Below are 23360 nucleotides of genomic sequence, written 5' to 3'. Positions count from 1 at the left end.
CAGGACCTGGCTCTACACCTATCCCCGCGAGTGTTTTATGCAGAATCACAGCCCGATTGATCACCTCCTGGCAAAATTGCAGCCGCTGCGCGATGCGCTGGGGCAGGCCGTGGTCGGCCAGCATGACGTGGTGGAGCAGCTGCTGATCGGCCTGCTGGCCGGTGGCCATGTGCTGCTGGAAGGTGCGCCAGGGCTGGGCAAGACCCTGCTGGTGCGCTCGTTGGGCCAGGCGCTGGAGCTGCAGTTCCGGCGGGTGCAGTTCACCCCCGACCTGATGCCCAGCGACATCCTGGGCACCGAGTTGCTGGAGGAAGACCACGGTACCGGCCACCGTCACTTCCGCTTCCAGCAGGGCCCGATCTTCACCCACCTGCTGCTGGCCGACGAGCTCAACCGCACCCCGCCCAAGACCCAGGCCGCGCTGCTGGAAGCGATGCAGGAGCGCACGGTCAGCTACGCCGGCACCACCTACGCCCTGCCCGCGCCGTTCTTCGTGCTGGCAACGCAGAATCCCATCGAACAGGCCGGCACCTACCCGCTGCCGGAAGCCCAGCTGGACCGTTTCCTGCTGCACGTGCGGGTGGACTACCCCACCGAACAGGAAGAGCGCGACATCCTGGTGCAGACCACGGGCAGCAGCAGTGGCGCCGTGCCGAAAGTGATGCACGCCGAGGATGTGCTGGCCCTGCAGGGCGCCGTGCGCCAGGTGCATGTCAGCGATGACGTGCTCAGCTGGATCACCCGGCTGGTGCGCGCCAGCCGGCCCGGCACCGGCGCGCCGGACGCAGTCAACCACTGGATCAAGTGGGGCGCTGGCCCGCGCGCCGGGCAGTCGCTGGTGCTGGCGGCCAAGGCACGGGCACTGCTGCAGGGGCGCTTTGCCGCCACCCGCGAGGATGTGCAGGCGCTGATCGCCCCGGTCATGCGCCATCGCCTGCTGCTGTCCTTCGCCGCCGAGGCCGAGCAGAAGAGCGCCGACGATGTGATCGCCGCGTTGCTGCAGGCCGTGCCGTTCCCCGCCTGAGCCTGCCGTGAGCCCGCACGCCCCTATCGCCATCCCCGCCGATGTCCGCAGCCGCCTGAAGGCGCTGCGGCTGTTGCCGCGGCGTGCGGCAGGTGCGCAGGGGATCGGCCAGCACGCCAGCCGCAGCCGCGGTGCCGGTCTGGAGTTTGCGCAGTACCGGGCGTATGAGCCCGGTGACGAACTGCGCCAGATCGACTGGAAGCTGTACGCGCGATCGGACCGCTTCTTCGTGCGCGAATCCGAGCGCGAAAGCCCGGTCACGATCTGGATCCTGATCGACGCGACGGCGTCCGCGGGCCAGCGCGATCGCGCGCGGCCCGACCTGTCGCGGCTGGATCACCTCTGCGCCACCGCCGCCTGCATCGTGGAGCTGGCGCTGCAGCAGGGCGACCGCTTCGGCCTGATCGCGGTCAATGGTGAAGGCGTGCAGCGGGTACCGTCCGGCAGCGGTGCGCGCCAGCGCGACCGCGTGCACCTGCTGCTGCATCGCCTGGAGGCACGCGGTGCGTGGCCCGGCGCGGATGCACTACGCCCGGTCTGGGAGCGGGTGCAGGCCAGCGACATGCTGGTGGCGCTTGGCGATGGCTTTGACGACGCCGGCACCGTGCTGCTGGAGCGTCTGGCCGCCGCGCGCCGGGACGTCACGCAGCTGCAGATCCTGACCGCCGACGAGCGCGACTTCCCGTTCCAGGACGGGCACCGCTTCCGCGACCCGGAAACCGGCGAGGAACTGCTGGGCGATGGCCGCGCGATCCGCACCGACTATCTGGCCCGCTTCGCCGAGGCGCAGCGCACGCTGCAGGCACGGCTGCAGCGCGGCGGCGTTGCCCATGTGGTCACCCATACCGACCAACCACTGGATGCGCCGCTGCGGATGCTCGCCGGGAGTGCGCGATGAACCTGTCGCTGCTGTTCCCGCTGGGGCTGCTGGCGCTGGCGTCGCTGCTGGTGCCGTTGCTGATCCACTTGGCGCGCCGCCATCACTACGCACCGCTGGAGTTCGCCGCGCTGCGCTGGCTGCGCGCGAAGGCACGCCCGCGCCAGCGCGTCCGATTCGACGAATGGCCACTGCTGCTGGTTCGCCTGCTGCTGCTGGCTGCGTTGGCCATTCTGCTGGCGCGTCCGCTGCTGCAGGGTGCGCCGGTACAGACGCCGCCGTGGGTGGTGGTCGCGCCTGGACTGAGCCCGCCTTCGCTGCCTGAGGGCAGCGAAGGACGCTGGTTGGCGGCAGGATTCCCGCCGCTGCGGGAGGCGGTGCCGGCGTCTGCACAACCCCTTGCCAGCCTGCTGCGCGAGCTGGATCAGACGCTGCCGAAGGGCACCGCATTGACCGTATACGTCCCCGATCCGATGCCGGGACTCGATGGCGAGCGCCCGCGGCTGTCGCGTGCCGTGCAATGGCGACCCGTGGCCATGCCGGCGGCTGCGCCGGCGCGCAGCCCCGCGCTACAGCTGCGCGTCGCCGGCACGGCCCACACACCCTCGGCACTGCGCGTGCTCGATGCCCTGCAGCGCGCGTGGAGCGGGCAGGTGCTGCCCCCGGCGCTCGCCGCCGCTGCCGTGCCGGAAGACGGGCAGGTCGGCGTGTGGCTGGCCGATGCGCCACTGCCGCCCGCCTGGCAGGCCTGGGTGCGGGCCGGCGGCAGCGTGCTGGGCGTTTCGACCCGACTGGCCCCCGGCACGGGGTCGACGGTGCTTCAGGACGACAACGGCAACGCCGCCGTCGTGCGCCACGCACTCGGTCGCGGCCAGGTACTGCGCTTCACTGCAGCGCTCTCGCCCGACGCGCTGCCGATCCTGCGCGAGCCGTCGTTCCCGCGCCGCCTGCTGGAACAACTGCAGCCGGTACCGCCGCCGCAGTTGGCGCCTGCCGCCACGCACGCACCGCTGAGCGGCGCCCCTGCCCCGTTGGCACAGCCGCGTGATCTTGCGCCGTGGCTGCTGGTGCTGATCGTGCTGCTGTTCGCGCTGGAACGCTGGATCGCCACCGCACCGCGACGCGGGGCGAACGCATGAACCACGTTCAGCGTGCATGGCAGCGCGCACGTCGCCGGCGGTGGTGGATCACCGCGCTTCTGCTGGTGCCGCTGGCGCTGGCCATCACCGCCAGCGCTGCGCGCGTGGCGGGCATCAATATCGGCTCCATCGTGCTGCTGGCCACCCTGCTGGCCGTCGCGGGTGCCGCCACGTGGCGCGCGCGGCGGCTGGACCGGCACTGGCTGGTGCGCCAGCTGGACACGCATGCCATCGCGCAGGACAGCGCCGACCTTCTGTTCGCCGATGGCGCCACACTGAATCCCCTGCAGCAACGCCAGCACGCTCGCATCACCGCCGCGCTGCAGGCCGCGCCGCCGGATCTGCGCGCCGCATGGCCGAAGCGCTGGCTGGCCTTGTCATGGTGTGGCGGAATGCTGGTGGCCGCGCTCGCCGTAGGCTGGCCCGCGCCGGGCACACCGCTGCCGGCGCTTCCCGACCGTGCTACGCCTCCTGCCAGCGCGGCGCAGCCGCCCAGGCTGCAGTCGTCCCGGCTGCAGATCCAGGCACCGGGCTACACCGGGCAGGCCCTGCGCACGCAGACTGCACTGGATGCCAAGGTGGTGCAGGGCAGCGCGCTGGAATGGTCGTTGCGTTTCAGCGCACAGCCCACACAGGCCGCACTGCAGCTGCACGACGGCACCCGCATCGCTCTGCGCCGCGACGGCGACGGATGGGTGGCGCAGTGGAAGGCCGCCAGGCCGACGCTGTACCGCATCGTCACCGAGCCGGCACTGACCGCGCCCAAGCTCCATCGCCTCGACGTCGTTGCCGACCGCCCGCCCAGCGTGCGGGTGATCGCGCCGGACCGCACACTGGTGCTGGCCACGCCCGGCCAGCGCCACTGGACGCTGCAGTTCGAGGCCACCGATGACTTCGGCGTGGCCAGCAACGCCGAGCTGCACCTCACCCTGGCGCAGGGCAGCGGCGAGAACATCACCTTCCGCGAGCAGCGCATCGCGCTGACCGGCACCGGCCCGGCAACGCGGCGCCACTTCGCCCGCACGCTGGACCTGGCGGCGCTGGGTGCAGGGCCCGGCAACGATGTGATCGCGCAGCTGCAGGTCCGCGACAACCGCACGCCCACGGCGCAGACCGCGCAGAGCACCAGCCTGATCCTGCGCCTGCCCAGCGAAGAACAGGTGCTGGGCGCGGACCTGGAAGGCATGGTCAAGAAGACGCTGCCGGCGTACTTCCGCAGCCAGCGCCAGATCATCATCGACGCCGAAGCGCTGATCAAACTGCGCCGCCAGCTGCCGGCCGAGGAGTTCGTGAAGCGCTCCGATGCGATCGGCGTGGACCAGCGCATCCTGCGCCTTCGCTATGGTCAGTTCCTGGGCGAAGAGAGCGAAGGCGGGGCCAAGCCGCCGCCGACCAGCGACAGCCTGCCGACCAGCGACGCGCCTGCGGCGGATCACGCGGATGACCATGACCACGAAGCCACCGGTGCGCAGGCCGGCCACGATGATCACGACCATGGCGCCGCCAAGGCCGACGGCCCGCCCGTGTTCGGCGCCGCCACCGACGTGCTCTCCGAATACGGCCACACCCACGACCATGCCGAAGCAGCCACCCTGCTGGATCCGCAGACGCGCGCGATCCTGAAGGCGGCGCTGGACCAGATGTGGTCGTCGGAAGGCGAGCTGCGGCAGGGCCAGCCGGAGCGTGCACTGCCGTTCGCCAACAAGGCGCTGGCCTTCATCAAGCAGGTCCAGCAGGCCGAACGCATCTACCTGGCCCGCGTGGGACCGGAGCTGCCGCCCATCGACGAGAGCCGCCGCATGAGCGGTGACCGTACCGATATCGGCAGCCGTACCTCGACCATCATCCCCGTGGACGCACCCGATCCAGCCATCGTGGCGGTCTGGCAGCAGCTGGCCGACGCCAACAGCACGCCGGACCTGGGCGCGCTGAGCCAGTGGCTGGGCCGCCATCAGTCGCGGCTGTCCGATCCGCTCAGCCTGGCGGCGGCGATCGAGGAGCTGCGCCTGGCCCCGGACTGCGCCACCTGCCGCACCACCCTGCGTGCGCAGCTGTGGCGTGCCCTGCTGCGTCCGTTGCCACAGTTGGAGCGGCGCAGCGCGCCGGACCCGATGGCGCAACGTTACCTGGATGCAGTGGAGGGCACGCGATGAGCATGGCCGTATGGATCGCGATCGCCTTGGCCCTGGTCACCGTCGTGGGCAGCGTGCGCATCCTCCGCGTAGAGCCACGCCCTGCGTGGCTGCCTTCACCCAGACGCACCGCATTGCTGGTGTTGCAGGCCCTGTCCGCCCTGTTGCTCTACTTCACCCTCGTACCACCACATCGCAGCGTGGACCCCGGCCAGCTGACCGTACTCACCGGCAACGCCGCATCCGCAGGCACCGTGCCCGCCGGCGCAACCGTGATCGCGCTGCCGGAAGCAACGCCCAGTGCAGACGCCGTACGCGCCCCCGACCTGGCCACCGCGCTACGCCAGCATCCGGGCAGCACCTCGTTGCTGCTGATCGGTGATGGACTGTCCGCGCGCGACCGCGATACCGCGTTGCCGTTGCGGGTGGTACTGCAGACACCGCCCGCGCCACGCGGCTGGATCGAGCTGCAGCCGCCGCCGCCCGCCGCGCCCGGTGCGTTGTTCGCCGTCGGCGCACGCGCCAGCGGCGTCGACGCCGCGCGCGCCGAGTTGCTGGACCCGGCCGGGGTCGTGGTGGACCGCGCCGCGCTCGACGCACAGGGCCGGGTTCGCCTGCACGGCAGCGCGCGCGCCGCCGGGCGCAGCGAATTCACCCTGCGCCTGCTCGATGCGCAGCAGCACGTGGTGGACAGCATCACGATGCCGCTGCAGACCGTGGCAACCCCGCCGCCGCGCGTACTGATCCTCGCTGGCGCGCCCGGCCCGGAACTGAAGTACCTGCGCCGCTGGGCCACCGATACCGGCCTGGCCGTGCAGGCCCAGGCCAGCGCCGGTGGCGGCGTGCTGCTGGGCGATGCACCGGTTGCGCTGAGCGCCGCCCGCCTGGCCGCCACCGATGTGCTGGTGCTGGACGAACGCAGCCTGGCCGCACTCGGTGCGGCACAACGCACCCTTGTGCAGCAGGCAATGCGTGAGGGCCTTGGTGTGCTGGTCCGCAGCAGCGGCCCGCTGAACGATGCGGCCCGCCAGGCGCTGCGCGGCTGGGGCCTGCCGGTGAGCGGCGGCACCCGCGCGGCACCGCTGCAGCTGCAGGCTGATCCAGACGCCGCACTGCTGCAGGCGCGGCGCGGCCCGCAGCGACCGGCCACCGACAGCACGGGCTGGATCGACGAGGCCGATGCCGCCTCGCACAGTGCCGCGCCGCCAGCGCTGGAGCGGTTCGACGCGGTGCTGCCCGGTGCAGACGCCCTGTTCGACGATGCAAAGGGCAACGCCGTCGGCGGCTGGCGCGGCGTCGGCCGCGGCCGCGTGGCGCTGTTGCCGGTCACCGACAGTTACCGGCTGGTGCTTGCCGGCCGCGACGACCGCCATGCCGAACTGTGGTCCGGCGTGCTGGCCAGCGTGGCCCGCGCGCTGCCGGGCGCGCCCGCCGTTCGACTGCAGGCCGCGACGCCCTGGTCGGGCGAGCGCCTGACCTTGTGCGAGGTGCCCAGCGGCAGCCAGGTCCGCGACGCGGAAGGCCGCACGGTACCGCTTCGGATAGATCCCGCCAGCGGCAGCAGCCACTGCGCCGGCTACTGGCCGCAGCAGCCCGGCTGGCACCAGCTCCAGCACGGCGATACCGTGCAGGCGTTCTACGTGTTCGACCCGGTCACCGCGCAACCGCTGTACCGGCAGCAGCTGCGCGCCGCCACCGCGCGCCGGCTGGCTGAAACGACGGCGGGTGCCGCCGCAACGCCCGGCCAGGTTCCCGGCCCCCGCTGGCCGTGGCTGTTGGGCTTCATCGCCATCGCCGGCCTGCTGTGGTGGCTCGAACGGCGGCGGCCGGTCCATCAGCGCCCATCGTGACCCTGTTCAACGTGTCCAGTTCGACGCCGTCGGCGCTACCCACAGAATTTGAACCTCGTGTCCGGCTCGCACGTACAGCAGCACGATTCGACCTTGCGCGCAGGTATAGAGCCGCGTTCCTTCTACGGGTCCTTCCTTGTAGGTGGCAACACCGTCGAGTGCGTCGCCTTCGCGTTGAATGCGATCATCCTGCGTAAGGGCAGCTCGGTATATTGCTGGCTCTCCGGCCTCAATTGCATGTTCGAGTGCGGCCTCCAACAGGCGCTCCCGATCATCCAGTGCAGATTCCTTCCACACTACTGTCACCGCTTGGCTCTCCTGTCGCCCAATGCCGCCTCCAAGCGCGCCTGGTGCTTTGCTTTGACCGCATCCATTCGCTTGGCAGCGTCGGTGCTGGAAAGTGCAGGCCGGTTATCCTGCAGCGCGCGCTCTGTTCCCTCTCGAAGGAACTCGGTATACGCCGCATCTTGATGCGCCTGCTGCAACGCTGCGGTCCGGTCGGGGCGACGACGTCGACTGCCGGGGTCATCCAGATAGCCACTCGCATCGACGTGATACTGATTGATGCCAAGTTCGTTTCGAAGCAGGCGGACAGCCGCATCCAGGCCGGCGAACAGTCGCATGGTTCCGGTTTTCGTCGCCAGGGCCCTTTCGCCGCTTCCAAGTTTGAACATCACGGCATAACCCCCCACCTGCCCCACCAACCAGGTGTCGCGAACGGTGCCGGCAGCGGCGAGCTCGCGGGCGGTGGCCAGCTGCACTGTCTGAGCCATTTCTTGACTCCCGTATAATGATTACGCAGGAATCATACAACTGTTATGTGAACCTGAGACATCGTGGCTGAATTCGACTTCTTTTCATTCTTCTGACAGGGCGGCGCAGCCCTGCTCCGGATCACAGAACCGCAGCGCACGGCGATATGGCGCCATCCAAGCAAAGGTGAACGCAGCGTTCGCCGTGTCGGATCGAGCTTAGCGTTGCTTCAACCGATACACCCCGTTGAAACGCACATTCATGCCGCCGCATTCGGCGTTGTCGGCCACCAGCAACGTGTCAACGAGCCACTGTGCGCGTACTTCGCAGGTGTCTTCGCGGAATACGACGGTGGCACCGGTGGGGGCTGCGCCCGCGGCCACCTGGCCCAGGTTCGGGCCGCCCGGACGCTGTTCCAGGCTCGGGTTCGCCGAGGGCCAGTACGCGTCGCCTTCCACCTGCAGCGTGTTGCCCTGCACGCGGAGGACCAGGCTGTCATCCCCGTTGCGCCAGTGCCCGGCCCAGTCCTTCAGCGCGGGGGTCCGCGTGGGCAGCGTCTGCAGCCGGGTCTTGTCGACCCAGCCGGCGCTGCCGCCGACCTTGTTGGGAAAGAACACGCAGCGGTAGCCGCCCAGGTCGCGACCGCTGATGACGGTGTCGCCGGACACAACATAGGTGCCGTGGCGGCAGGCCGGCTCGCCTTTTGCGGGGCAACCGTTCATGTCATCGAGCAGATACAGGCGCTGCGCCCCGATCACCTTGGCCTGCGCGAAATGACTCTGCTCCGACGGGAACGCCCCGTTGCGGCAGCTGCCGCCATCGGCCATGTCGCTGGCGAGTGCAGGCAGGGGAAGCAGCAGGGTGAGCAGGCACAGTGAGCGCAGGGGCATGGCGTCAGGATCGAAGAGTCGGTGGCCAGAATAGCGGGTCAGTCCCCCGCCGGCGCTGCGCAGCCCTGTTGCGGATCACAGAAATCCTTGCGCGTAGTGCCACGTGTCGTCCTGTCGGCAGCGTCCCTGCGCGCAGGATACGGAGGCGACCTTCAGATTTCGTTGGCCCGTGGCCGGCACTGAATCATTCACCCACCCAGCCGTCGGTGTCTCAATCACTGAGACCGGTTTGTGCTTCCATGGCGTCCTTTGCAGACCGTTGTCACCATGGCCTACGAACTCGCCAAGCGCACCGAAGACGCCGAGCGCCGCCTGTCCACCACCGATGGCCTGCCCTCGCGCAATGGCGCACTGCTGACCGCACGGCTGCAGCAGCGCTACGCGGACCGCATCACCGGCAGCTTCACGATGCCGGGCCGGGAAGGCCGCTACGCGCCGATTCCGGCCGACGTGCCGGCCGCACTGACCGCCGCCCTCAAGGCGCGTGGCATCGAGCAGCTGTACAGCCACCAGGCCGAGGCCTGGGATGCCAGCCAGCGCGGTGAGCACGTGGCCATCGTCACCCCGACCGCCAGCGGCAAGTCGCTGTGCTACACCCTGCCCGTGGTCAGTGCCGCCATGCAGGGCAAGGCCAAGGCGCTGTACCTGTTCCCGACCAAGGCGTTGGCCCAGGACCAGGTGGCCGAACTGCTGGAGCTCAACCGCGCCGGCGACCTCGGCGTCAAGGCGTTCACCTTCGATGGCGATACCCCCGGCGACGCCCGCCAGGCGATCCGCCTGCACGGCGACATCGTGGTCTCCAACCCCGACATGCTGCACCAGGCCATCCTGCCGCATCACACCAAGTGGGCGCAGTTCTTCGAGAACCTGCGCTATGTGGTGATCGACGAGGTGCATACCTATCGCGGCGTGTTCGGCAGCCATGTCACCAACGTGCTGCGCCGGCTCAAGCGCATCTGCGCCTTCTACGGCGTGGAGCCGCAGTTCATCCTGTGCTCGGCCACCATCGGCAACCCGCAGGCGCATGCCGAGGCGCTGATCGAAGCGCCGGTCACCGCCATCACCGAGTCCGGTGCGCCCAGCGGACCCAAGCATGTGCTGCTGTGGAACCCGCCGGTGGTCAACGCCGACCTGGGCCTGCGTGCCTCGGCGCGTTCGCAGAGCAACCGGATCGCGCGCATCGCGATCAAGTCCGGGCTGAAGACGCTGATCTTCGCCCAGAGCCGGTTGATGGTCGAAGTGCTGACCAAGTACCTCAAGGACATCTTCGACCACGACCCGCGCAAGCCCCCGCGCATCCGCGCCTATCGCGGCGGCTACCTGCCCACCGAACGCCGCGAGACCGAGCGCGCCATGCGCGCCGGCAACATCGATGGCATCGTCAGCACCTCGGCGCTGGAGCTGGGCGTGGATATCGGCAGCCTGGACGTGGTGGTGCTCAACGGCTACCCCGGCAGCGTGGCCGCCACCTGGCAGCGCTTCGGCCGCGCCGGCCGCCGCCAGCAGCCCGCGCTGGGTGTGCTGGTGGCCAGCTCGCAACCGCTGGACCAGTACGTGGTGCGGCACCCGGATTTCTTCGCCGATGCCTCGCCCGAGCACGCGCGCATCGCCCCGGACCAGCCGCTGATCCTGTTCGACCACATCCGCTGCGCCGCCTTCGAGCTGCCGTTCCTGGCCGGCGACCCGTTCGGGCCGATCGACCCGCTGGTGTTCCTGGAGGCGCTGGCCGAAACCGAGGTGGTGCACCGCGAGGGCGACCGCTGGGAATGGATCGCCGACAGCTATCCGGCCAATGCGGTGAGCCTGCGTTCGGTGGCCGACGGCAACTTCGTCGTGGTTGACCGCAGCGATGGCAAGCAGCAGATCATCGCCGAGGTGGACTATTCCGCCGCCGCGCTCACGCTGTACGAAGGGGCCATCCACATGGTCCAGTCCACGCCCTACCAGGTGGAGCGGCTGGATTGGGAAGGCCGCAAGGCCTACGTCACCCGCACCCACGTGGACTACTACACCGACAGCATCGACTTCACCAAGCTCAAGGTGCTGGACCGCTTCGACGGCTGCATCGCCGGCCAGGGCGATTCGCACCATGGCGAAGTGCACGTGGTGCGGCGCGTGGCCGGCTACAAAAAGATCCGCTATTACACCCACGAAAACATCGGCTACGGGCCGGTCAACCTGCCCGACCAGGAACTGCACACCACCGCGGTGTGGTGGCAGTTGCCGCAGTCGCTGCTGCTGACCGCGTTCGACAGCAAGCAGGAGGCGCTGGACGGCTTCCTGGGTGCTGCCTACGCGCTGCACGTCGTGGCCACCGTGGCGGTGATGGCCGACGCGCGCGACCTGCAGAAGGCGGTCGGCAACGGCGACGGCGCGTGGTTCGCGGTGGCCGACCAGAGCGGCCGCGGCCAGCTGCGCGGCGCCGAATTCGACGCCAGCGCGATCGAACTGCAGCAGCAGTTCGTGCCCACCGTGTACCTGTACGACAACTTCCCCGGCGGCGTGGGCCTGAGCGAGCCGCTGTGGCTGCGCCAGGCCGAGCTGCTGCAGCGCGCGCAGGAACTGGTGCAGCGCTGCGACTGCAAGGCCGGTTGCCCGGCCTGCGTGGGCCCGGTGCTGGCCGGCCAGGAAGAGGACGCCACCACGCCCAAGGCGCTGGCGCTCAAGGTGCTGGCGCTGTTCGATGCGCATGCGTTGCCCGAGGCCACCGCGCGCGCGCAGCAGGATGCCGACGTGGTGCCGTTTTGAGCCTGAGCCTGGACAAGCTGCGCCTGCTGCGGCGACAGGCCGGTGATGCCACGCCGGCGCCTTCCCGTGATCCGGCAACGCAGACAACGACCCGTGCATCTGCCGGCAACGTCGTTGCGGCAGATGCGGAACGTCGCAACGGGCAGCCCGGCGCCGCCCTCCCCACCGCCGCCAACGACGCGCGGGCACGTGCACCGGCACCGGCGTCGGTGTTCGCGTGGGTCGAGCAGGAGATCCGCCACAAGCCGACCGGTGGGGCGGCGGGGGTTTCTGCACCGCCCGCGACGGCGCCCGCCCTGCGCAGGCCCGACGCCGGTGGCCTGCATCGCCTGCTCGGTCTGCGCGATCGTGGCGGGGGCCAGGCGGCGCGGCCGCGCGCGAACGCGCAGGACAGGCACGTGCCCGGCGAGGAGATCGCGCCCGGGCTGTTCCTGATCGAATCGTTCCTGGCGCAGGCCATCCCGTCCCAGCCGCTGTCGCTGGCCTTCGCCAAGCGCGACGGCGAGGCCGTGCTGCCGCAGGACCTGTTGTTCTTCGATACCGAGACCACCGGCCTGGCCGGCGGCACCGGAACCCGCGCCTTCATGATCGGCGCAGCCGACTGGCACACCGATTCCGCGCGCGGCGACGGCCTGCGCATCCGCCAGCTGCTGATGACCACCATGGCCGCTGAAACCGCGATGCTGCAGGAATTCTCGACCTGGTTGCGCCCGTCCACGGTGTTCTCCAGCTACAACGGGCGCTGCTACGACGCGCCGCTGTTGAAGACCCGCTACCGGCTGGCACGACAGCGCTGCCCGATCACTCCGCTGGACCACGTGGACCTGCTGTTCCCCACCCGCCGCCGTTACCGCGGCACGTGGGAGAACTGCCGTCTCGCCACCATCGAACGGCAGCTGCTGCAGATCGTGCGTGAGGATGACCTGCCCGGCTCGGAAGCGCCGGCGGCGTGGCTGAACTACCTTCGCGGTGGCAGCGCACTGAACCTGCGCCGGGTGGCCGAGCACAACCACCAGGACGTGGTCACGCTCTCGCTGCTGATGCAGCGGCTGGTGGCCGAGGAACGGCGCGAGCGCGAGACGCTGGCACTCGCCAGTGAGGCCGTACCGCCCGGCTGAGGGGACGTTGACGCGCCGTGCAGCCGGTACGGTGCAAGCTGGAGGCACTCACCTGTTCACGGAGACTGGTCATGCGCCTTCCCCTGTTGTTGTTGCTTGGCTGTGCCCTGCCGCTGGCGGCGTGCAGCAGCCCGCCCAAGAGCAGCGCCGAACCGCCCAACGCCGTGGTGGACCCCGTTCCGCGCGGCACCGATGGAGGCACCATGACGTGTGATCCAGGCAAACTCGACACGTTCAACGGAAAGGTGGCCACGGAAGCACTGGTCAAGCAGGCCGTCACCGAAAGTGGCGCCAAGCATGCCCGCGTGGTGAAGCCGGGCATGGCCGTGACCATGGATTTCCGCGAAGACCGACTGACGATCAACGTGGATGCGCAGAACCGGATCGAGCGCATCGGCTGCAATTGACGTAGAGCCACGCCCTGCGCGTGGCTGCTCTTCGTTCCGCATCCGCCAGCCACGCAGGGCGTGGCTCTACGCGGGCGGGGCGGCCCCTGTGCTACCGCAGCCGTTGCGCGGTGCCGTCCGCCATCGCCTTGTCGATGGCGGTGCGGACATCGCGCGCGATCTGGGCCGTGGCCACGCTCTGCCGTTGCGCGAGGGCCGATTGCTGGCGGGCCAGCTCGGCCTGCTGGCGGGCGATCTCGGCGATGCGGCGGTGATCGATGGCGGCTTCGGCATCGGCCGCTGCCCGTCGCGCGGCGCGCTCTGCCACGGCTGCATCGCCCACGCCCCGGCGCGCGGCATTGTTGGCCATGGCCGCCGCGTCCATCGTCTCCATCGCGTCACGCGTGGCCTGCTCGGACAGCGCGGCGATGCGCTCACCCAGTTCGCCCTGCTGGTCGCCCAGCGCGCCCTGCTGGTTGCCGATGCTGGCCACCTGGCGCTGTGCCGTGGTCAGCGATGCGAGCAGGGCCGGATCACGGATCACATAGCGCTCGTTGCCACGCCTTACCCACAACACGCGGTCGCGTCCCTGCACATCGCGCTTTGCCTGCTTGAGGTCGGCCAGTGAGGCATTGACGAAGTTGTCGCCGTCCCCCATCAGCACGTAGGCCTGCGCAGGCTGATGGCCCAGGTCCAGGCGACCGTGGGTGACCATGCTGGTGGCCTCGTCGGGATGCGTGGGCGCCGCCGGCGCAGCGGGTGCTGCCGGCGGGGCCGGCGACCGCAGCGCTGGAACCGCCGGCGGTGCCGGTACGGACGCCGGTGCGGCGACAGCGGCCGGTGCCCGCGGCGCGTCGGGGGCGGGCGGAACGGCGGGGGCGGCCGGGGGTGCCGGCGGCGGCGGCGGAACGGCGGCCACCAGGCGCATCGGTGCCACCCCGATCACGACAAACAGCGCGGTGATCGCCAGCGACGCCACGCGCGGGAAGCTGCCGGTCTGCTGCAGGGTCACCAGGCGACGCTTGAGACTGCGGAAGTTCGGCGACGCACTGGCCACGCCGACGGCCGGGCGCGGCGCAACGCCGAGCTGCACCAGCAGGCGCCCGTAGTCGTGCCGGCAATGCCCATGGCCGGCCACCACCGCGCTGTCGCAGGCCTCTTCGCGGGCCAGCGCATATTCGCGTGCGGCCAGGTGCAGCAGCGGATGGAAGAACATCACGTGCTGCGCCAATGCGGGCAGCAGGCCCCACCACAGGTCACGCCGCTGAAGGTGCACCAGCTCATGGGTCAGCGCCATGTCCAGGTCATCGGCGGCCATCGCCGGAAGCTCGCGCGCTGGCAGCAGCAGCACCGGGTTCCAGGGCCCGATCAACTGCGGCGAACGGATCTGCGACGAGATCTTCAACTGCGGTGCGCGAGCGAGCCCGTGCGCCTCGGCGGCCAACTGCAGCGCCTGCTGCAGGCCTGCGTCGGTGCAGGGAGCGGCGTGGCGAACCAGCGCGCGGCTCTGACGGTAGGCGCGGAGGCTGTGCAGCCCGACCAGCAGCACACCTGATGCCCAGAGGGCGAGCAGGGCCAGCGGCCAGGACAACATCGGTTCCATCACCGGCGCTGCGTGGGTGGCCAACCCCGTTGCCATCGGGGTGAGCGCCGTGCCGTCGTGTACCCAGGGCTGCGCGACCAGGCTCGCCGTGTCCATGCCCGCGGCGGGCAGCACCGACAGTTCCAATGGGCTGCTCCAGGCCAGCCCCAGCACCGCCTGCAGCGCCACCAGCCACCACAACCGGCAGCGCGTGGCGGCCGGCAGGCGCGGCAGCAGGCGGCACACACCCCACACCAGCGCCACCAGCACCGCGCTCTGCACGCTGGTCCAGGCCAGCCGGGTCAGCAGTTCCATCATCAGGGTGTCCATGGCTCAGCTCTCCCGCTTGCGTGATTGCAGCTGCGCGACCAGCGCTTCCAGTTCGGCCAGTTCGCTGTCGCTGACCTCGGCCTTGTGCGACATGAAGGCCACGAAGGGCGAGACCGAGCCCTGCAGCGTCTTCTCCACGAAGCTCGCTACTGCGCCCTGCACCACGCTCTCCTGCTCGCCGGTGGCCGAGTAGCGGTACACGCCCTCGACCTGCGCGCGCTGCAGGTAGGCCTTGCCGCGCAGGCGTTCCATCATGGTGAGCACCGTGGAACGCGCCAACCCGCGCGCCTCGCCAAAGTTGGCCGCCACCTCACCGACGCTGGCGCCGTCCTGTTCCGCTATGTACTGCAGCAGGGCCAGTTCCTGGTCCCCGATGGTCTTGCCGCGCATGGCACACTCCGTTGACTACACGTGTCGCCACCATGCCCGTGACTACAGGTGTCGTCAAGTGCCGGACGACGCATCCCGACGAACGGTCGAACGCGGTCACGACCCACGGACGGTCGGCGGCGGGTAGTGCCGGCCGCTGGCCGGCTCCTCGCGATAAAGGGCCGGGTCGAGGGCGGTGCCGTCGTTCGCCGGGAGCCGGCCAGCGGCCGGCACTACCACAATGCATCCGGGGCGTCAGCGCGCATGCGTTGACGCGTCCACTACCCGCGCGGCCCGCCCATCACCGGCAGGATCACCCCACTGATGTAGCTGGCCGTGATCGGCGAGGCCAGGAACACATAGGCCGGCGACAGCTCTTCCGGCTGCGCCGGGCGCCCCATGTCGCTGTCCTTGCCGAACTCGGCCACGTCCGGCGCCTGCTTGTCGGCCGGGTTGAGCGGCGTCCACACCGGGCCCGGCGCCACCGCGTTGACGCGGATACCACGCGGCAGCAGCTGGCTGGCCAGCGCCTTGGTGAAGGCGTGGATGGCGCCCTTGGTGGCGGAGTAGTCAATCAATGCCTTGCTGCCGAACAGCCCGGTTTCCGAGCCGGTGTTGATGATGCAGTCGCCTTCTTCCAGGTGCGGCAGCACCGCGCGCGCCATCTGGATGTAGCCGCCGATGTTGGTCTGCAGCGTCTCCTGCAGGTGCGCGTCTTCCAGGTCTTCCAGGCGCTCGCAGTGCAGCTGGAACGCCGCGTTGTTGACCAGGATGTCGATGCCACCGAAGGCCTTGGCCACCTGCTTGACCGCCTTGTTGCAGAATTTCGGATCGCGCACGTCGCCGGCGATCACAACGCAGCGGGTGCCTTCGGCTTCCACGTGCTGGCGGGTGACGTCCGCATCCTTGGCTTCATCCAAGTGCAGCACCGCCACGTCGGCGCCCTCGCGTGCGAACAACACGGCGACGGCACGGCCGATGCCCGAATCGGCGCCGGTGATGATGGCGCGCTTGCCCTGCAGCTTGCCGCTTCCCACATGGTCCGGCGCAAGGAAACGCGGCGCCAACGTGAGTTCGTGTTCGTTGCCGGGCTTGGCGATGTGCTGGGCCGGCATGGTTTCCGGCTGCGTGCGGCTGCCGGCCTGGGTGGCCTTTTTCGTCGCCTTCTTCGCGGCCTTCTTCTTCGCGGCAACGCGCGCGTCCTTGGCCTTCTCCTGGTCCTGCAGGCGGCGTTGGCGGGCCGCCACGCGCGCAGCGCGTGGATCGGTGGCGGCGGCCTTGCGGGTGGCAGTCTTCACTACCGGGGCGCGGGTACGCGGCACCTTCGGTTCGGCGGGCGTCGCGGCGGATGGGGTGCGTTTACGGGTCTTCTTGGCCGTGGCCATGGTCAACTCCTTCGTTGCGTCTGCCTCGGTGCGAATGAAAGGGCGAGGCAAGGGCAGTGTGGCCGCTGCGTCTTTCGCACGCGGTGAATGCCATGTCGCCATGCCGTGTACGGCTTCATCCGCCGCATACGCCCCCAGCGGCATCGTGGGCACCAGAATCCTGCTGGAGTGACCCCATGTTTCGTCCCTTGCTCGCGCTTGCCGCACTGACTGCCCTCACCGCCTGCAGCAGCACGCCGATGGCGCAGGTGCAGCCCATCGACGGCGTCATCTCCGGCCAGTGCCACGTGGACAAGGTGATCGGCGCGGTCGGCCTGGCCGCATCGGCCGCCACCGTTGAACGCGCCCGCGTGGACAGCGACAGCCTGCAGGTGGTGGTACTGCGCGGCCAGCGCGAGGAAAGCGGCCCCACCGCCAGCGGCGCCGCCAATCCGAGCCCGGGTGCGGAGAGCGGTGGCGAGCGCCTGACCATCGAGACCGGCCGTACCAACAACATCACTGCGATCTACTGCGGCTGACGGCCAGGCCGCGCCTCAGCGCGCGGCCTTCGCGCGCGGTACCCGCCGGGCACTGCGCAGGAACTTCAGGGTGGCCTGCTCCCATTGCCGGTCGCCGCGCAGTCCGGCAAGGCGGGTCAATGCGCCGGCCCGCCAGCCGTCGAAGACGCTGGGATCGATGTAGGCCTTGCGGCACACCGAGGGCGTATTGCCCAGCAGCGTGGCCACCTCGCACACCACCGCCTTCTGCAACGCGGCCAGTGCGCGCTCGCTCGGTGCCTCGGGAAGTTCGGTGGCCGCCAGCTGGCGCAACGCCGCCACGGTGCCGCCCCAGGTACGGAAATCCTTGGCGCTGAAGTCGGTGCCCATCGCATCGCGCAGGTACGCGTTGACCTGCCCGGAATCGACTGGCTGCACCTTGCCGTCGTCATCGCGGTACTGGAACAGCGCCTGTCCCGGCAACTGCTGGCAGCGCCGGATCAGCTCCACCAGGCGTTGGTCGTCAATCTCCACCTCATGCTCCTGCCCGGATTTGCCACGGAAATGCATGCGCGCACGGCCTCCCCTGACCAGCTCCAGGTGCCGGTTGCGCAGGGTGGTGAGCCCATAGCTCCGGTTGTCGCGCGCGTATTCGGGGTTGCCCACCCGCACCAGCGTCTCCGCCAGCAGCGCCACGACGATGGCCAGCACTTTGTCCTGCGGGAATCCGGGCAGCTTGAGGTCGCGCCCCAGGCGCCGGCGCAGCGCGGGCAGCGCCTTGCCGAAGGCGATCACCCGGTCGAACTTGCCATCGCCGCGTACCCGCGACCAGTCCGGGTGGTAGCGGTACTGCTTGCGCCCACGGGCATCGCGCCCGGTTGCCTGCAGATGGCCATTGGCCGAGGCGCAGATCCACACGTCCTTGTAGGCCGGCGGAATGGCCAGCGCCCGGATCCGGGCCAGGGTCGCCGCCTCGCGGACCACGTGGCCGTCGGCATCGCGATAGCTGAAGCCCTTGCCGGCGCGGCGCCGGGCGATGCCCGGTTGCGCGTCGGTGACGTAACGCAGGCCGGCCTCACGGGCGGCAACGGCTTCGGGGGTGGCAATGCGTGCGGGCATGGGCGGGCAGGAGGGCAACGGGCCTGCAGTGTGGTGGCTGGCGCTGCGGTGCCGCGTCAATAACGCAACACAAACACCTCACGCCCCGCTTGGCGATATCCTCCCTGCTTTCCTGCCTGGAACTCCGGAGTCTCGATGTCGTCCTTGTCGTCCCGCCGCATGCGGCGTTCGTTTGGCCCCACGGTCATGGCCTTCGCCCTGGTCCCCACCCTGTTGCTGCTGGGCGCCTGCAAGGCCCCGCCGATGGACGAGCAGGAAGCCGTGGGCACGCACGCGCAGAAGGCCGCCGAAGAAGCCGCCGCCCCTGCCGATACGACCGGCAAGGCCACAGAAGCGCCACCGGTCGGCAACTGCGACGCCACCCAGGTGCAGAGCCTGATCGGTCAGGCCTACACCGACGATATCGGCGCGCAGGCCCAGCAGGACGCCAGTGCCCGCGACTTGCGCGTGCTCAAGCCCGATGACGTGACCACCATGGAATTCGTCGGCGAGCGCCTGAACATCGAGCTGGACGAAAAGAGCGTCATCACCGGCCTGCGCTGCGGCTGAATTGGGGGCACCGGGAGCGGTTTTTTGAGGGGTTTGGTTGCGCCTGCAACCGTGTATTGCGGCGTTGCAGCAACTATGCTCTAGTCGAAGCATCCGGTGCCTCCAGATGCGCTCAACGGATTGAGCGGGGACGAGTGTCGCCGCTCACCCGACTTTGAGGCAGAGATGGCCCCCCGCAACCGCCAAGGGCTTTACGACCCGCAAGACGAACGCGATGCCTGTGGTTTCGGCATGGTGGCGCAACTCGATGACCAGCCGTCACGGCTGCTGGTCGATACCGCCATTGCCGCGCTGTCGCGCATGACCCACCGTGGCGGCGTTGCCGCCGATGGCGTCACCGGTGACGGCTGCGGCCTGCTGCTGCGCCGCCCCGATGCATTCCTGCATGCGCTGGCCGCCGAGGCCGACATCACCCTGGGCGCGCATTTTGCCGCCGGCGTGGTGTTCCTCCCGCATGATGCCGACGCCGCGCAGGCCTGCCGTGCCACCCTCGAGCAGCAGCTGCGTGATGCAGGCTGCCGTCCGCTTGGCTGGCGCGTGGTGCCCACCGACCCCAGCGTGTGCGGCCAGCTCGCGCGCGACACGCTGCCGCACATCGAACAGGTGTTCGTCGACGCCGGCCCCGGCCAGGACGAGCCCGCCTTCACCCTGGCGCTGTTCCTGGCGCGCCGTCGCAGCGAACAGCAGCTGCGCGCGCATGCCGACTACTACGTCACCACGCTCAGCCCGAATGCGATCAGCTACAAGGGCATGGTGCTGCCGGACAAGCTGAGCCGCTTCTACCCGGACCTGCAGCGCAACGACCTGGCCTCCAGCGCCATCGTCTTCCACCAGCGCTTCTCCACCAACACGCTGCCGCGCTGGCCGCTGGCGCATCCGTTCCGGATGCTCGCCCACAACGGCGAGATCAACACCATCGAGGGCAACCGGCGCTGGGCGCAGGCGCGCAGCAAGGTGTGGAAGACCCCGCGGTTCGACATCGGCGAATTCGACCCGGTGATCTCCATGCATGGCTCGGACTCGCAGAGCCTGGACAACATGCTGGAGCTGATGGTCAGCGCCGGCATGGAGCTGATCCAGGCGCTGCGCATCCTGGTGCCGCCGGCGACCCAGTCGCTGGAGTTCAAGGACGCCGACCTCGCCGCGTTCTACGAGTTCTACGGCCTCAACAGCGAGCCGTGGGACGGCCCGGCCGGCATCGTCGCCTGCGACGGGCGCTATGCGGCCTGTACCCTGGACCGCAACGGCCTGCGCCCGGCGCGCTGGATGCTCACCTCCGACCGTCATTTCCTGGTGGCCTCCGAGGCCGGTGTGTGGGAAGTGCCCGCCGAGCGCGTGGTCCGCAAGGGCAAGCTGGGGCCGGGCGAGATGATGGCCATCGACCTCAAGCGCGGCGACCTGCTGGACTCGGACGCCATCGACCGCATCAACCGCGGCCGCGCCCCGTACAAGCAGTGGCTGCAGCAGGGCGTGACCTACCTGCAGACCGAGCTGATCGACCCCTCGCTGGTCGAAGAACCCTTCGACGAGCGCACCCTGCGCAGCTACCACAAGCTGTTCCAGCTCAGCACCGAGGAAGTGGAGCAGATCCTGCGCCCACTGGCCGAGACCGAGCAGGAAGCCACCGGCTCGATGGGCGACGACACCCCGATGGCGGTGCTGAGCCAGCACAGCCGCCCGCTGTACGACTACTTCCGCCAGGCCTTCGCGCAGGTCACCAACCCGCCGATCGACCCGCTGCGGGAAGACTGCGTGATGTCGTTGTCCACCCAGCTCGGCAAGGAGACCAACATCTTCCATGCCGGCGCGGAGACGGTGAACCACGTCATCCTCAACTCGCCTGTGCTCAGCCAGCGCAAGCTGCGCCAGCTGATCAAGATGGAGCAGTACGTCGACCGCAACCGCCTCATCGACCTCTCCTACAGCCTGGACGAAGGGCTGAAGGCCGGTATCGAGCGGATCTGTGCCGAGGCAGAGGCGGCCGCGCGCGAAGGCATCGTCATGCTGCTGCTCAGCGACCGCTACCCGGTGGCCGACCGCCCGATGGTGCACGCGTTGCTGGCCACCAGTGCCGTGCACCACCACCTGTCCAATGCCGGGCTGCGCTGCGACGTCAACCTGATCCTGGAAACCGGCACCGCACGCGACCCGCACCACATGGCGTGCCTGCTCGGTTTCGGCGCCACCGCGGTCTACCCGTACCTGGCCTACCAGACCCTGTTCGACCTGGGCCGGCGCGGCATCCTGCAGCTGAAGAAGGGCGGCGAGCAGTCGCAGATCGGCCGCAGCTACCGCAAGGGCATCTACAAGGGCCTGTCCAAGATCATCTCCAAGATGGGCATCTGTACCGTGGCCAGCTACCGCGGCGCGCAGCTGTTCGAGATCGTCGGCCTGGACGACGAGGTGGTGGACCTGTGCTTCCCGGAAACGCCCTCGCGCGTGGCCGGCGTGGGCTTCGCACGGCTCGACGACGAGGCGCGCGAACTCACCGTGCGCGCCTGGAACGACCTGCTGCGCCCGGAGGTCGGCGGCGTGCTCAAGTACGTACACGGTGGCGAATACCACATGTACAACCCCGACGTGGTCATGACCCTGCAGCGCGCCGCGCGCAGCGGTGATGCCGCCGATTGGCAGCGCTACTGCGAGGCGGTGCACGGCCGCCCGGTGTCGGCGCTGCGCGACCTGCTGCAGCTCAAGGCCGCGCCCACGCCCACCCCGATGGAGGAGGTGGCGCCGGCCGAAGACCTGTTCCGCCGCTTCGATACCGCGGCGATCAGCCTGGGCGCGCTGTCGCCCGAAGCGCATGAAGCGCTGGCCATCGCCATGAACAATCTGGGCGGGCGCAGCAATTCCGGTGAGGGCGGCGAAGACCCGGTGCGTTACGGCACCAACAAGCGCAGCAAGATCAAGCAGGTGGCCTCGGGCCGCTTCGGCGTCACCGCCGAATACCTGGTCAACGCCGAGGTGCTGCAGATCAAGGTCGCCCAGGGCGCCAAGCCCGGCGAAGGCGGCCAGCTGCCCGGCCACAAGGTCAACGAACTGATCGCGCGGCTGCGTTATGCCAAGCCGGGCATCGGCCTGATCTCGCCGCCGCCGCACCACGACATCTACTCGATCGAAGACCTGGCCCAGCTCATCTACGACCTCAAGCAGGTCAACCCGGATGCGCTGGTGTCGGTGAAGCTGGTCTCGCATGCGGGCGTGGGCACCATCGCGGCCGGCGTGGTCAAGGCCGGTGCCGACCTGATCACCGTGTCCGGCCATGACGGCGGCACCGGTGCCAGCCCGGTCAGCTCGATCCGCTATGCGGGCGTGCCGTGGGAACTGGGCGTGGCCGAATCGCACCAGGCGCTGGTGGCCAACGACCTGCGCGGGCGCACCCTGCTGCAGACCGACGGTGGCCTGAAGACCGGCCTGGACGTGATCAAGGCGGCGCTGCTGGGTGCGGACAGCTTCGGCTTCGGCACCGCGCCGATGATCGTGCTGGGCTGCAAGTACCTGCGCATCTGCCACCTCAACAACTGCGCCACCGGCGTGGCCACCCAGGACGAGCGCCTGCGCGCGCAGTACTTCACCGGCCTGCCCGAGCGCGTGGAGAACTTCTTCCGGCTGCTGGCCGAGGAAGTGCGCGGCTGGCTGTCCTATCTGGGCGTGCGTTCGCTGGACGAGATCGTCGGCCGCACCGACCTGCTGCAGCAGCTGGACGTGTCGCCACGCCCCGGTGTCAAGGTCGATCTGTCGCGCCTGCTCAACCCGGCCGAGTACGGCGGCAGCCACTGCGCCGCGCAGCGCCTGTACGAATCGCCGGACAGCCTGGCCACGCAGATGGATGGCCTGCTGGCCCCGGCCATCGCCGGCAAGCTCGGCGGCGAACACCGGTTCCTGATCCACAACACCGACCGCTCGATCGGTACCCGCCTGTCCGGCGCGATCGCCCGCGTGCACGGCAACCAGGGCATGAGCGATGCACCGCTCACCCTGCGCTTCCGTGGCACCGCCGGGCAGAGTTTCGGTGCGTTCAATGTCGGCGGCCTGCAGCTGGAGGTCGAAGGCGAAGCCAACGATTACGTCGGCAAGGGCATGGCCGGTGGCCGGCTGGTGGTGCGCCCGCCGCGTGGCGCACGCTTCGAGGCGCGCAACACCGCCATCATCGGCAACACCTGCCTGTACGGCGCCACCGGCGGTGAGCTGTTCGCCGCGGGCCGCGCCGGCGAGCGCTTCGGCGTGCGCAACTCCGGCGCGCTGGCGGTCATCGAAGGCGCCGGCGACCACTGCTGCGAATACATGACCGACGGCATCGTGCTGGTGCTGGGCAAGGTGGGGCTCAACTTCGGCGCCGGCTTCACCGGCGGCCTGGCCTACGTGCTGGATATCGACCGCGACTTCGTGGACCGGTACAACCACGAGCTGATCGACATCCACCGGATTTCCGCCGAAGGATTCGAGAACCATCGCCAGCACCTGCACACGCTGATCAGCCGCCACCGCGAGCTCACCGGCAGCATCTGGGCGCAGCAGATCCTCGACGAGTTCCGCGACTACGTCGGCAAGTTCTGGCTGGTCAAACCCAAGGCCGCCAGCATCGAATCGCTCACCGAATCGCTGCGCCGCGCCGCTTGATCTTTTTTGGAAT

Annotated in this window: 18 protein-coding genes; 11 read left to right on the top strand and 7 right to left on the bottom strand. The window is 69.6% G+C overall.

The genetic code is table 11. The features are described 5' to 3' along the window. Positions 1–37 precede the first annotated feature (37 nt). Genes AC3ITN_RS00505 through AC3ITN_RS00485 form a run of 5 tightly spaced genes read left to right on the top strand, consistent with a single transcriptional unit; the run spans position 38 to position 7022 of the window. Positions 38–1024 carry an AAA family ATPase gene (locus AC3ITN_RS00505; protein ID WP_489391692.1) on the top strand — a complete coding sequence of 329 codons (987 nt, stop codon included), beginning with the start codon at positions 38–40 and terminating at the stop codon, positions 1022–1024. A 7-nt stretch (positions 1025–1031) separates the two neighbouring features. Next, positions 1032–1922, top strand: a complete 891-nt coding sequence (locus AC3ITN_RS00500; RefSeq protein WP_489391691.1) for a DUF58 domain-containing protein — start codon at positions 1032–1034, stop codon at positions 1920–1922. Further along, positions 1919–3040: a BatA domain-containing protein gene (locus AC3ITN_RS00495; RefSeq protein ID WP_489391690.1), complete on the top strand. Its 1122-nt coding sequence runs from the start codon at positions 1919–1921 to the stop codon at positions 3038–3040. The genes AC3ITN_RS00500 and AC3ITN_RS00495 overlap by 4 nt, the downstream gene beginning before the upstream one ends. Continuing rightward, the gene (locus AC3ITN_RS00490) at positions 3037–5193 is read left to right on the top strand and encodes a hypothetical protein (RefSeq protein ID WP_489391689.1); all 2157 of its coding nucleotides are present in this window, start codon (positions 3037–3039) and stop codon (positions 5191–5193) included. The genes AC3ITN_RS00495 and AC3ITN_RS00490 overlap by 4 nt, the downstream gene beginning before the upstream one ends. Then, a complete protein-coding gene (locus tag AC3ITN_RS00485) occupies positions 5190–7022 on the top strand; it encodes a hypothetical protein (RefSeq protein ID WP_489391688.1) in 1833 nt (610 codons plus the stop codon). Before AC3ITN_RS00490 ends, AC3ITN_RS00485 begins: the two co-directional genes overlap by 4 nt. Positions 7023–7028: 6 nt before the next feature. On the opposite strand, the gene AC3ITN_RS00480 is transcribed toward AC3ITN_RS00485, so the two are convergent. From AC3ITN_RS00480 to AC3ITN_RS00470, 3 genes are all read right to left on the bottom strand, one after another. Further along, positions 7029–7328 carry a plasmid stabilization protein gene (locus tag AC3ITN_RS00480; RefSeq protein ID WP_489391687.1) on the bottom strand — a complete coding sequence of 100 codons (300 nt, stop codon included), beginning with the start codon at positions 7326–7328 and terminating at the stop codon, positions 7029–7031. Continuing rightward, positions 7325–7795: a hypothetical protein gene (locus AC3ITN_RS00475; protein ID WP_489391686.1), complete on the bottom strand. Its 471-nt coding sequence runs from the start codon at positions 7793–7795 to the stop codon at positions 7325–7327. The genes AC3ITN_RS00480 and AC3ITN_RS00475 overlap by 4 nt, the downstream gene beginning before the upstream one ends. A 198-nt stretch (positions 7796–7993) precedes the next feature. Then, positions 7994–8665, bottom strand: a complete 672-nt coding sequence (locus tag AC3ITN_RS00470; protein ID WP_489391685.1) for a hypothetical protein — start codon at positions 8663–8665, stop codon at positions 7994–7996. A gap of 267 nt (positions 8666–8932) precedes the next feature. Between AC3ITN_RS00470 and AC3ITN_RS00465 the strand changes: the two genes are divergently transcribed. From AC3ITN_RS00465 to AC3ITN_RS00455, 3 genes are all read left to right on the top strand, one after another. Continuing rightward, positions 8933–11413, top strand: a complete 2481-nt coding sequence (locus tag AC3ITN_RS00465; RefSeq protein WP_489391684.1) for a DEAD/DEAH box helicase — start codon at positions 8933–8935, stop codon at positions 11411–11413. Beyond that, positions 11410–12531: a ribonuclease H-like domain-containing protein gene (locus tag AC3ITN_RS00460; protein WP_489391683.1), complete on the top strand. Its 1122-nt coding sequence runs from the start codon at positions 11410–11412 to the stop codon at positions 12529–12531. Before AC3ITN_RS00465 ends, AC3ITN_RS00460 begins: the two co-directional genes overlap by 4 nt. Before the next feature lie 71 nt (positions 12532–12602). Further along, the gene (locus AC3ITN_RS00455) at positions 12603–12938 is read left to right on the top strand and encodes an I78 family peptidase inhibitor (protein ID WP_489391682.1); all 336 of its coding nucleotides are present in this window, start codon (positions 12603–12605) and stop codon (positions 12936–12938) included. A gap of 91 nt (positions 12939–13029) precedes the next feature. Here the strand turns inward: AC3ITN_RS00455 and AC3ITN_RS00450 are convergent, their stop codons facing one another. The 3 genes from AC3ITN_RS00450 to AC3ITN_RS00440 all read right to left on the bottom strand — a co-directional run bounded on the left by AC3ITN_RS00450 (position 13030) and on the right by AC3ITN_RS00440 (position 16583). Beyond that, positions 13030–14829: a M56 family metallopeptidase gene (locus AC3ITN_RS00450; RefSeq protein ID WP_489391681.1), complete on the bottom strand. Its 1800-nt coding sequence runs from the start codon at positions 14827–14829 to the stop codon at positions 13030–13032. 3 nt (positions 14830–14832) lie between these two features. After that, a complete protein-coding gene (locus AC3ITN_RS00445) occupies positions 14833–15219 on the bottom strand; it encodes a BlaI/MecI/CopY family transcriptional regulator (RefSeq protein WP_489391680.1) in 387 nt (128 codons plus the stop codon). Positions 15220–15479: 260 nt separating this feature from the next. Beyond that, positions 15480–16583, bottom strand: coding sequence for an SDR family oxidoreductase (locus AC3ITN_RS00440; RefSeq protein WP_489391679.1), 1104 nt, complete (start codon positions 16581–16583; stop codon positions 15480–15482). Positions 16584–16759: 176 nt separating this feature from the next. On the opposite strand from AC3ITN_RS00440, the gene AC3ITN_RS00435 reads away from it, so the two are divergent. Beyond that, the gene (locus AC3ITN_RS00435; RefSeq protein ID WP_489391678.1) at positions 16760–17101 is read left to right on the top strand and encodes a hypothetical protein; all 342 of its coding nucleotides are present in this window, start codon (positions 16760–16762) and stop codon (positions 17099–17101) included. 15 nt (positions 17102–17116) lie between these two features. On the opposite strand, the gene AC3ITN_RS00430 is transcribed toward AC3ITN_RS00435, so the two are convergent. After that, positions 17117–18178, bottom strand: a complete 1062-nt coding sequence (locus AC3ITN_RS00430) for a DNA topoisomerase IB (protein ID WP_489391677.1) — start codon at positions 18176–18178, stop codon at positions 17117–17119. A 186-nt stretch (positions 18179–18364) separates the two neighbouring features. Here AC3ITN_RS00430 and AC3ITN_RS00425 point away from each other — a divergent pair, with 186 nt between their 5' ends. Together AC3ITN_RS00425 and gltB are read left to right on the top strand one after the other, a co-directional pair. Beyond that, the gene (locus AC3ITN_RS00425) at positions 18365–18727 is read left to right on the top strand and encodes an I78 family peptidase inhibitor (protein ID WP_489392973.1); all 363 of its coding nucleotides are present in this window, start codon (positions 18365–18367) and stop codon (positions 18725–18727) included. Positions 18728–18892: 165 nt separating this feature from the next. Further along, positions 18893–23347, top strand: coding sequence for a glutamate synthase large subunit (gene gltB / locus AC3ITN_RS00420; protein ID WP_489391676.1), 4455 nt, complete (start codon positions 18893–18895; stop codon positions 23345–23347). The last annotated feature ends 13 nt before the right edge of the window (positions 23348–23360 follow it).

Source organism: Stenotrophomonas sp. KH_036_B (assembly GCF_057839485.1).
This window is presented reverse-complemented; position numbering and strand designations above follow the sequence as displayed.

What these genes read in the sequence shown, in the direction of transcription:
- AC3ITN_RS00505 (WP_489391692.1), top strand. Translation starts at nt 38, where the DNA reads ATGCAGAATCACAGCCCGATTGATCACCTCCTGGCAAAATTGCAGCCG.
- AC3ITN_RS00495 (WP_489391690.1), top strand. Translation starts at nt 1,919, where the DNA reads ATGAACCTGTCGCTGCTGTTCCCGCTGGGGCTGCTGGCGCTGGCGTCG.
- AC3ITN_RS00490 (WP_489391689.1), top strand. Translation starts at nt 3,037, where the DNA reads ATGAACCACGTTCAGCGTGCATGGCAGCGCGCACGTCGCCGGCGGTGG.
- AC3ITN_RS00485 (WP_489391688.1), top strand. Translation starts at nt 5,190, where the DNA reads ATGAGCATGGCCGTATGGATCGCGATCGCCTTGGCCCTGGTCACCGTC.
- AC3ITN_RS00475 (WP_489391686.1), bottom strand. Translation starts at nt 7,795, where the DNA reads ATGGCTCAGACAGTGCAGCTGGCCACCGCCCGCGAGCTCGCCGCTGCC.
- AC3ITN_RS00470 (WP_489391685.1), bottom strand. Translation starts at nt 8,665, where the DNA reads ATGCCCCTGCGCTCACTGTGCCTGCTCACCCTGCTGCTTCCCCTGCCT.
- AC3ITN_RS00465 (WP_489391684.1), top strand. Translation starts at nt 8,933, where the DNA reads ATGGCCTACGAACTCGCCAAGCGCACCGAAGACGCCGAGCGCCGCCTG.
- AC3ITN_RS00455 (WP_489391682.1), top strand. Translation starts at nt 12,603, where the DNA reads ATGCGCCTTCCCCTGTTGTTGTTGCTTGGCTGTGCCCTGCCGCTGGCG.
- AC3ITN_RS00450 (WP_489391681.1), bottom strand. Translation starts at nt 14,829, where the DNA reads ATGGACACCCTGATGATGGAACTGCTGACCCGGCTGGCCTGGACCAGC.
- AC3ITN_RS00445 (WP_489391680.1), bottom strand. Translation starts at nt 15,219, where the DNA reads ATGCGCGGCAAGACCATCGGGGACCAGGAACTGGCCCTGCTGCAGTAC.
- AC3ITN_RS00440 (WP_489391679.1), bottom strand. Translation starts at nt 16,583, where the DNA reads ATGGCCACGGCCAAGAAGACCCGTAAACGCACCCCATCCGCCGCGACG.
- AC3ITN_RS00435 (WP_489391678.1), top strand. Translation starts at nt 16,760, where the DNA reads ATGTTTCGTCCCTTGCTCGCGCTTGCCGCACTGACTGCCCTCACCGCC.
- AC3ITN_RS00430 (WP_489391677.1), bottom strand. Translation starts at nt 18,178, where the DNA reads ATGCCCGCACGCATTGCCACCCCCGAAGCCGTTGCCGCCCGTGAGGCC.
- AC3ITN_RS00425 (WP_489392973.1), top strand. Translation starts at nt 18,365, where the DNA reads ATGGCCTTCGCCCTGGTCCCCACCCTGTTGCTGCTGGGCGCCTGCAAG.
- gltB (WP_489391676.1), top strand. Translation starts at nt 18,893, where the DNA reads ATGGCCCCCCGCAACCGCCAAGGGCTTTACGACCCGCAAGACGAACGC.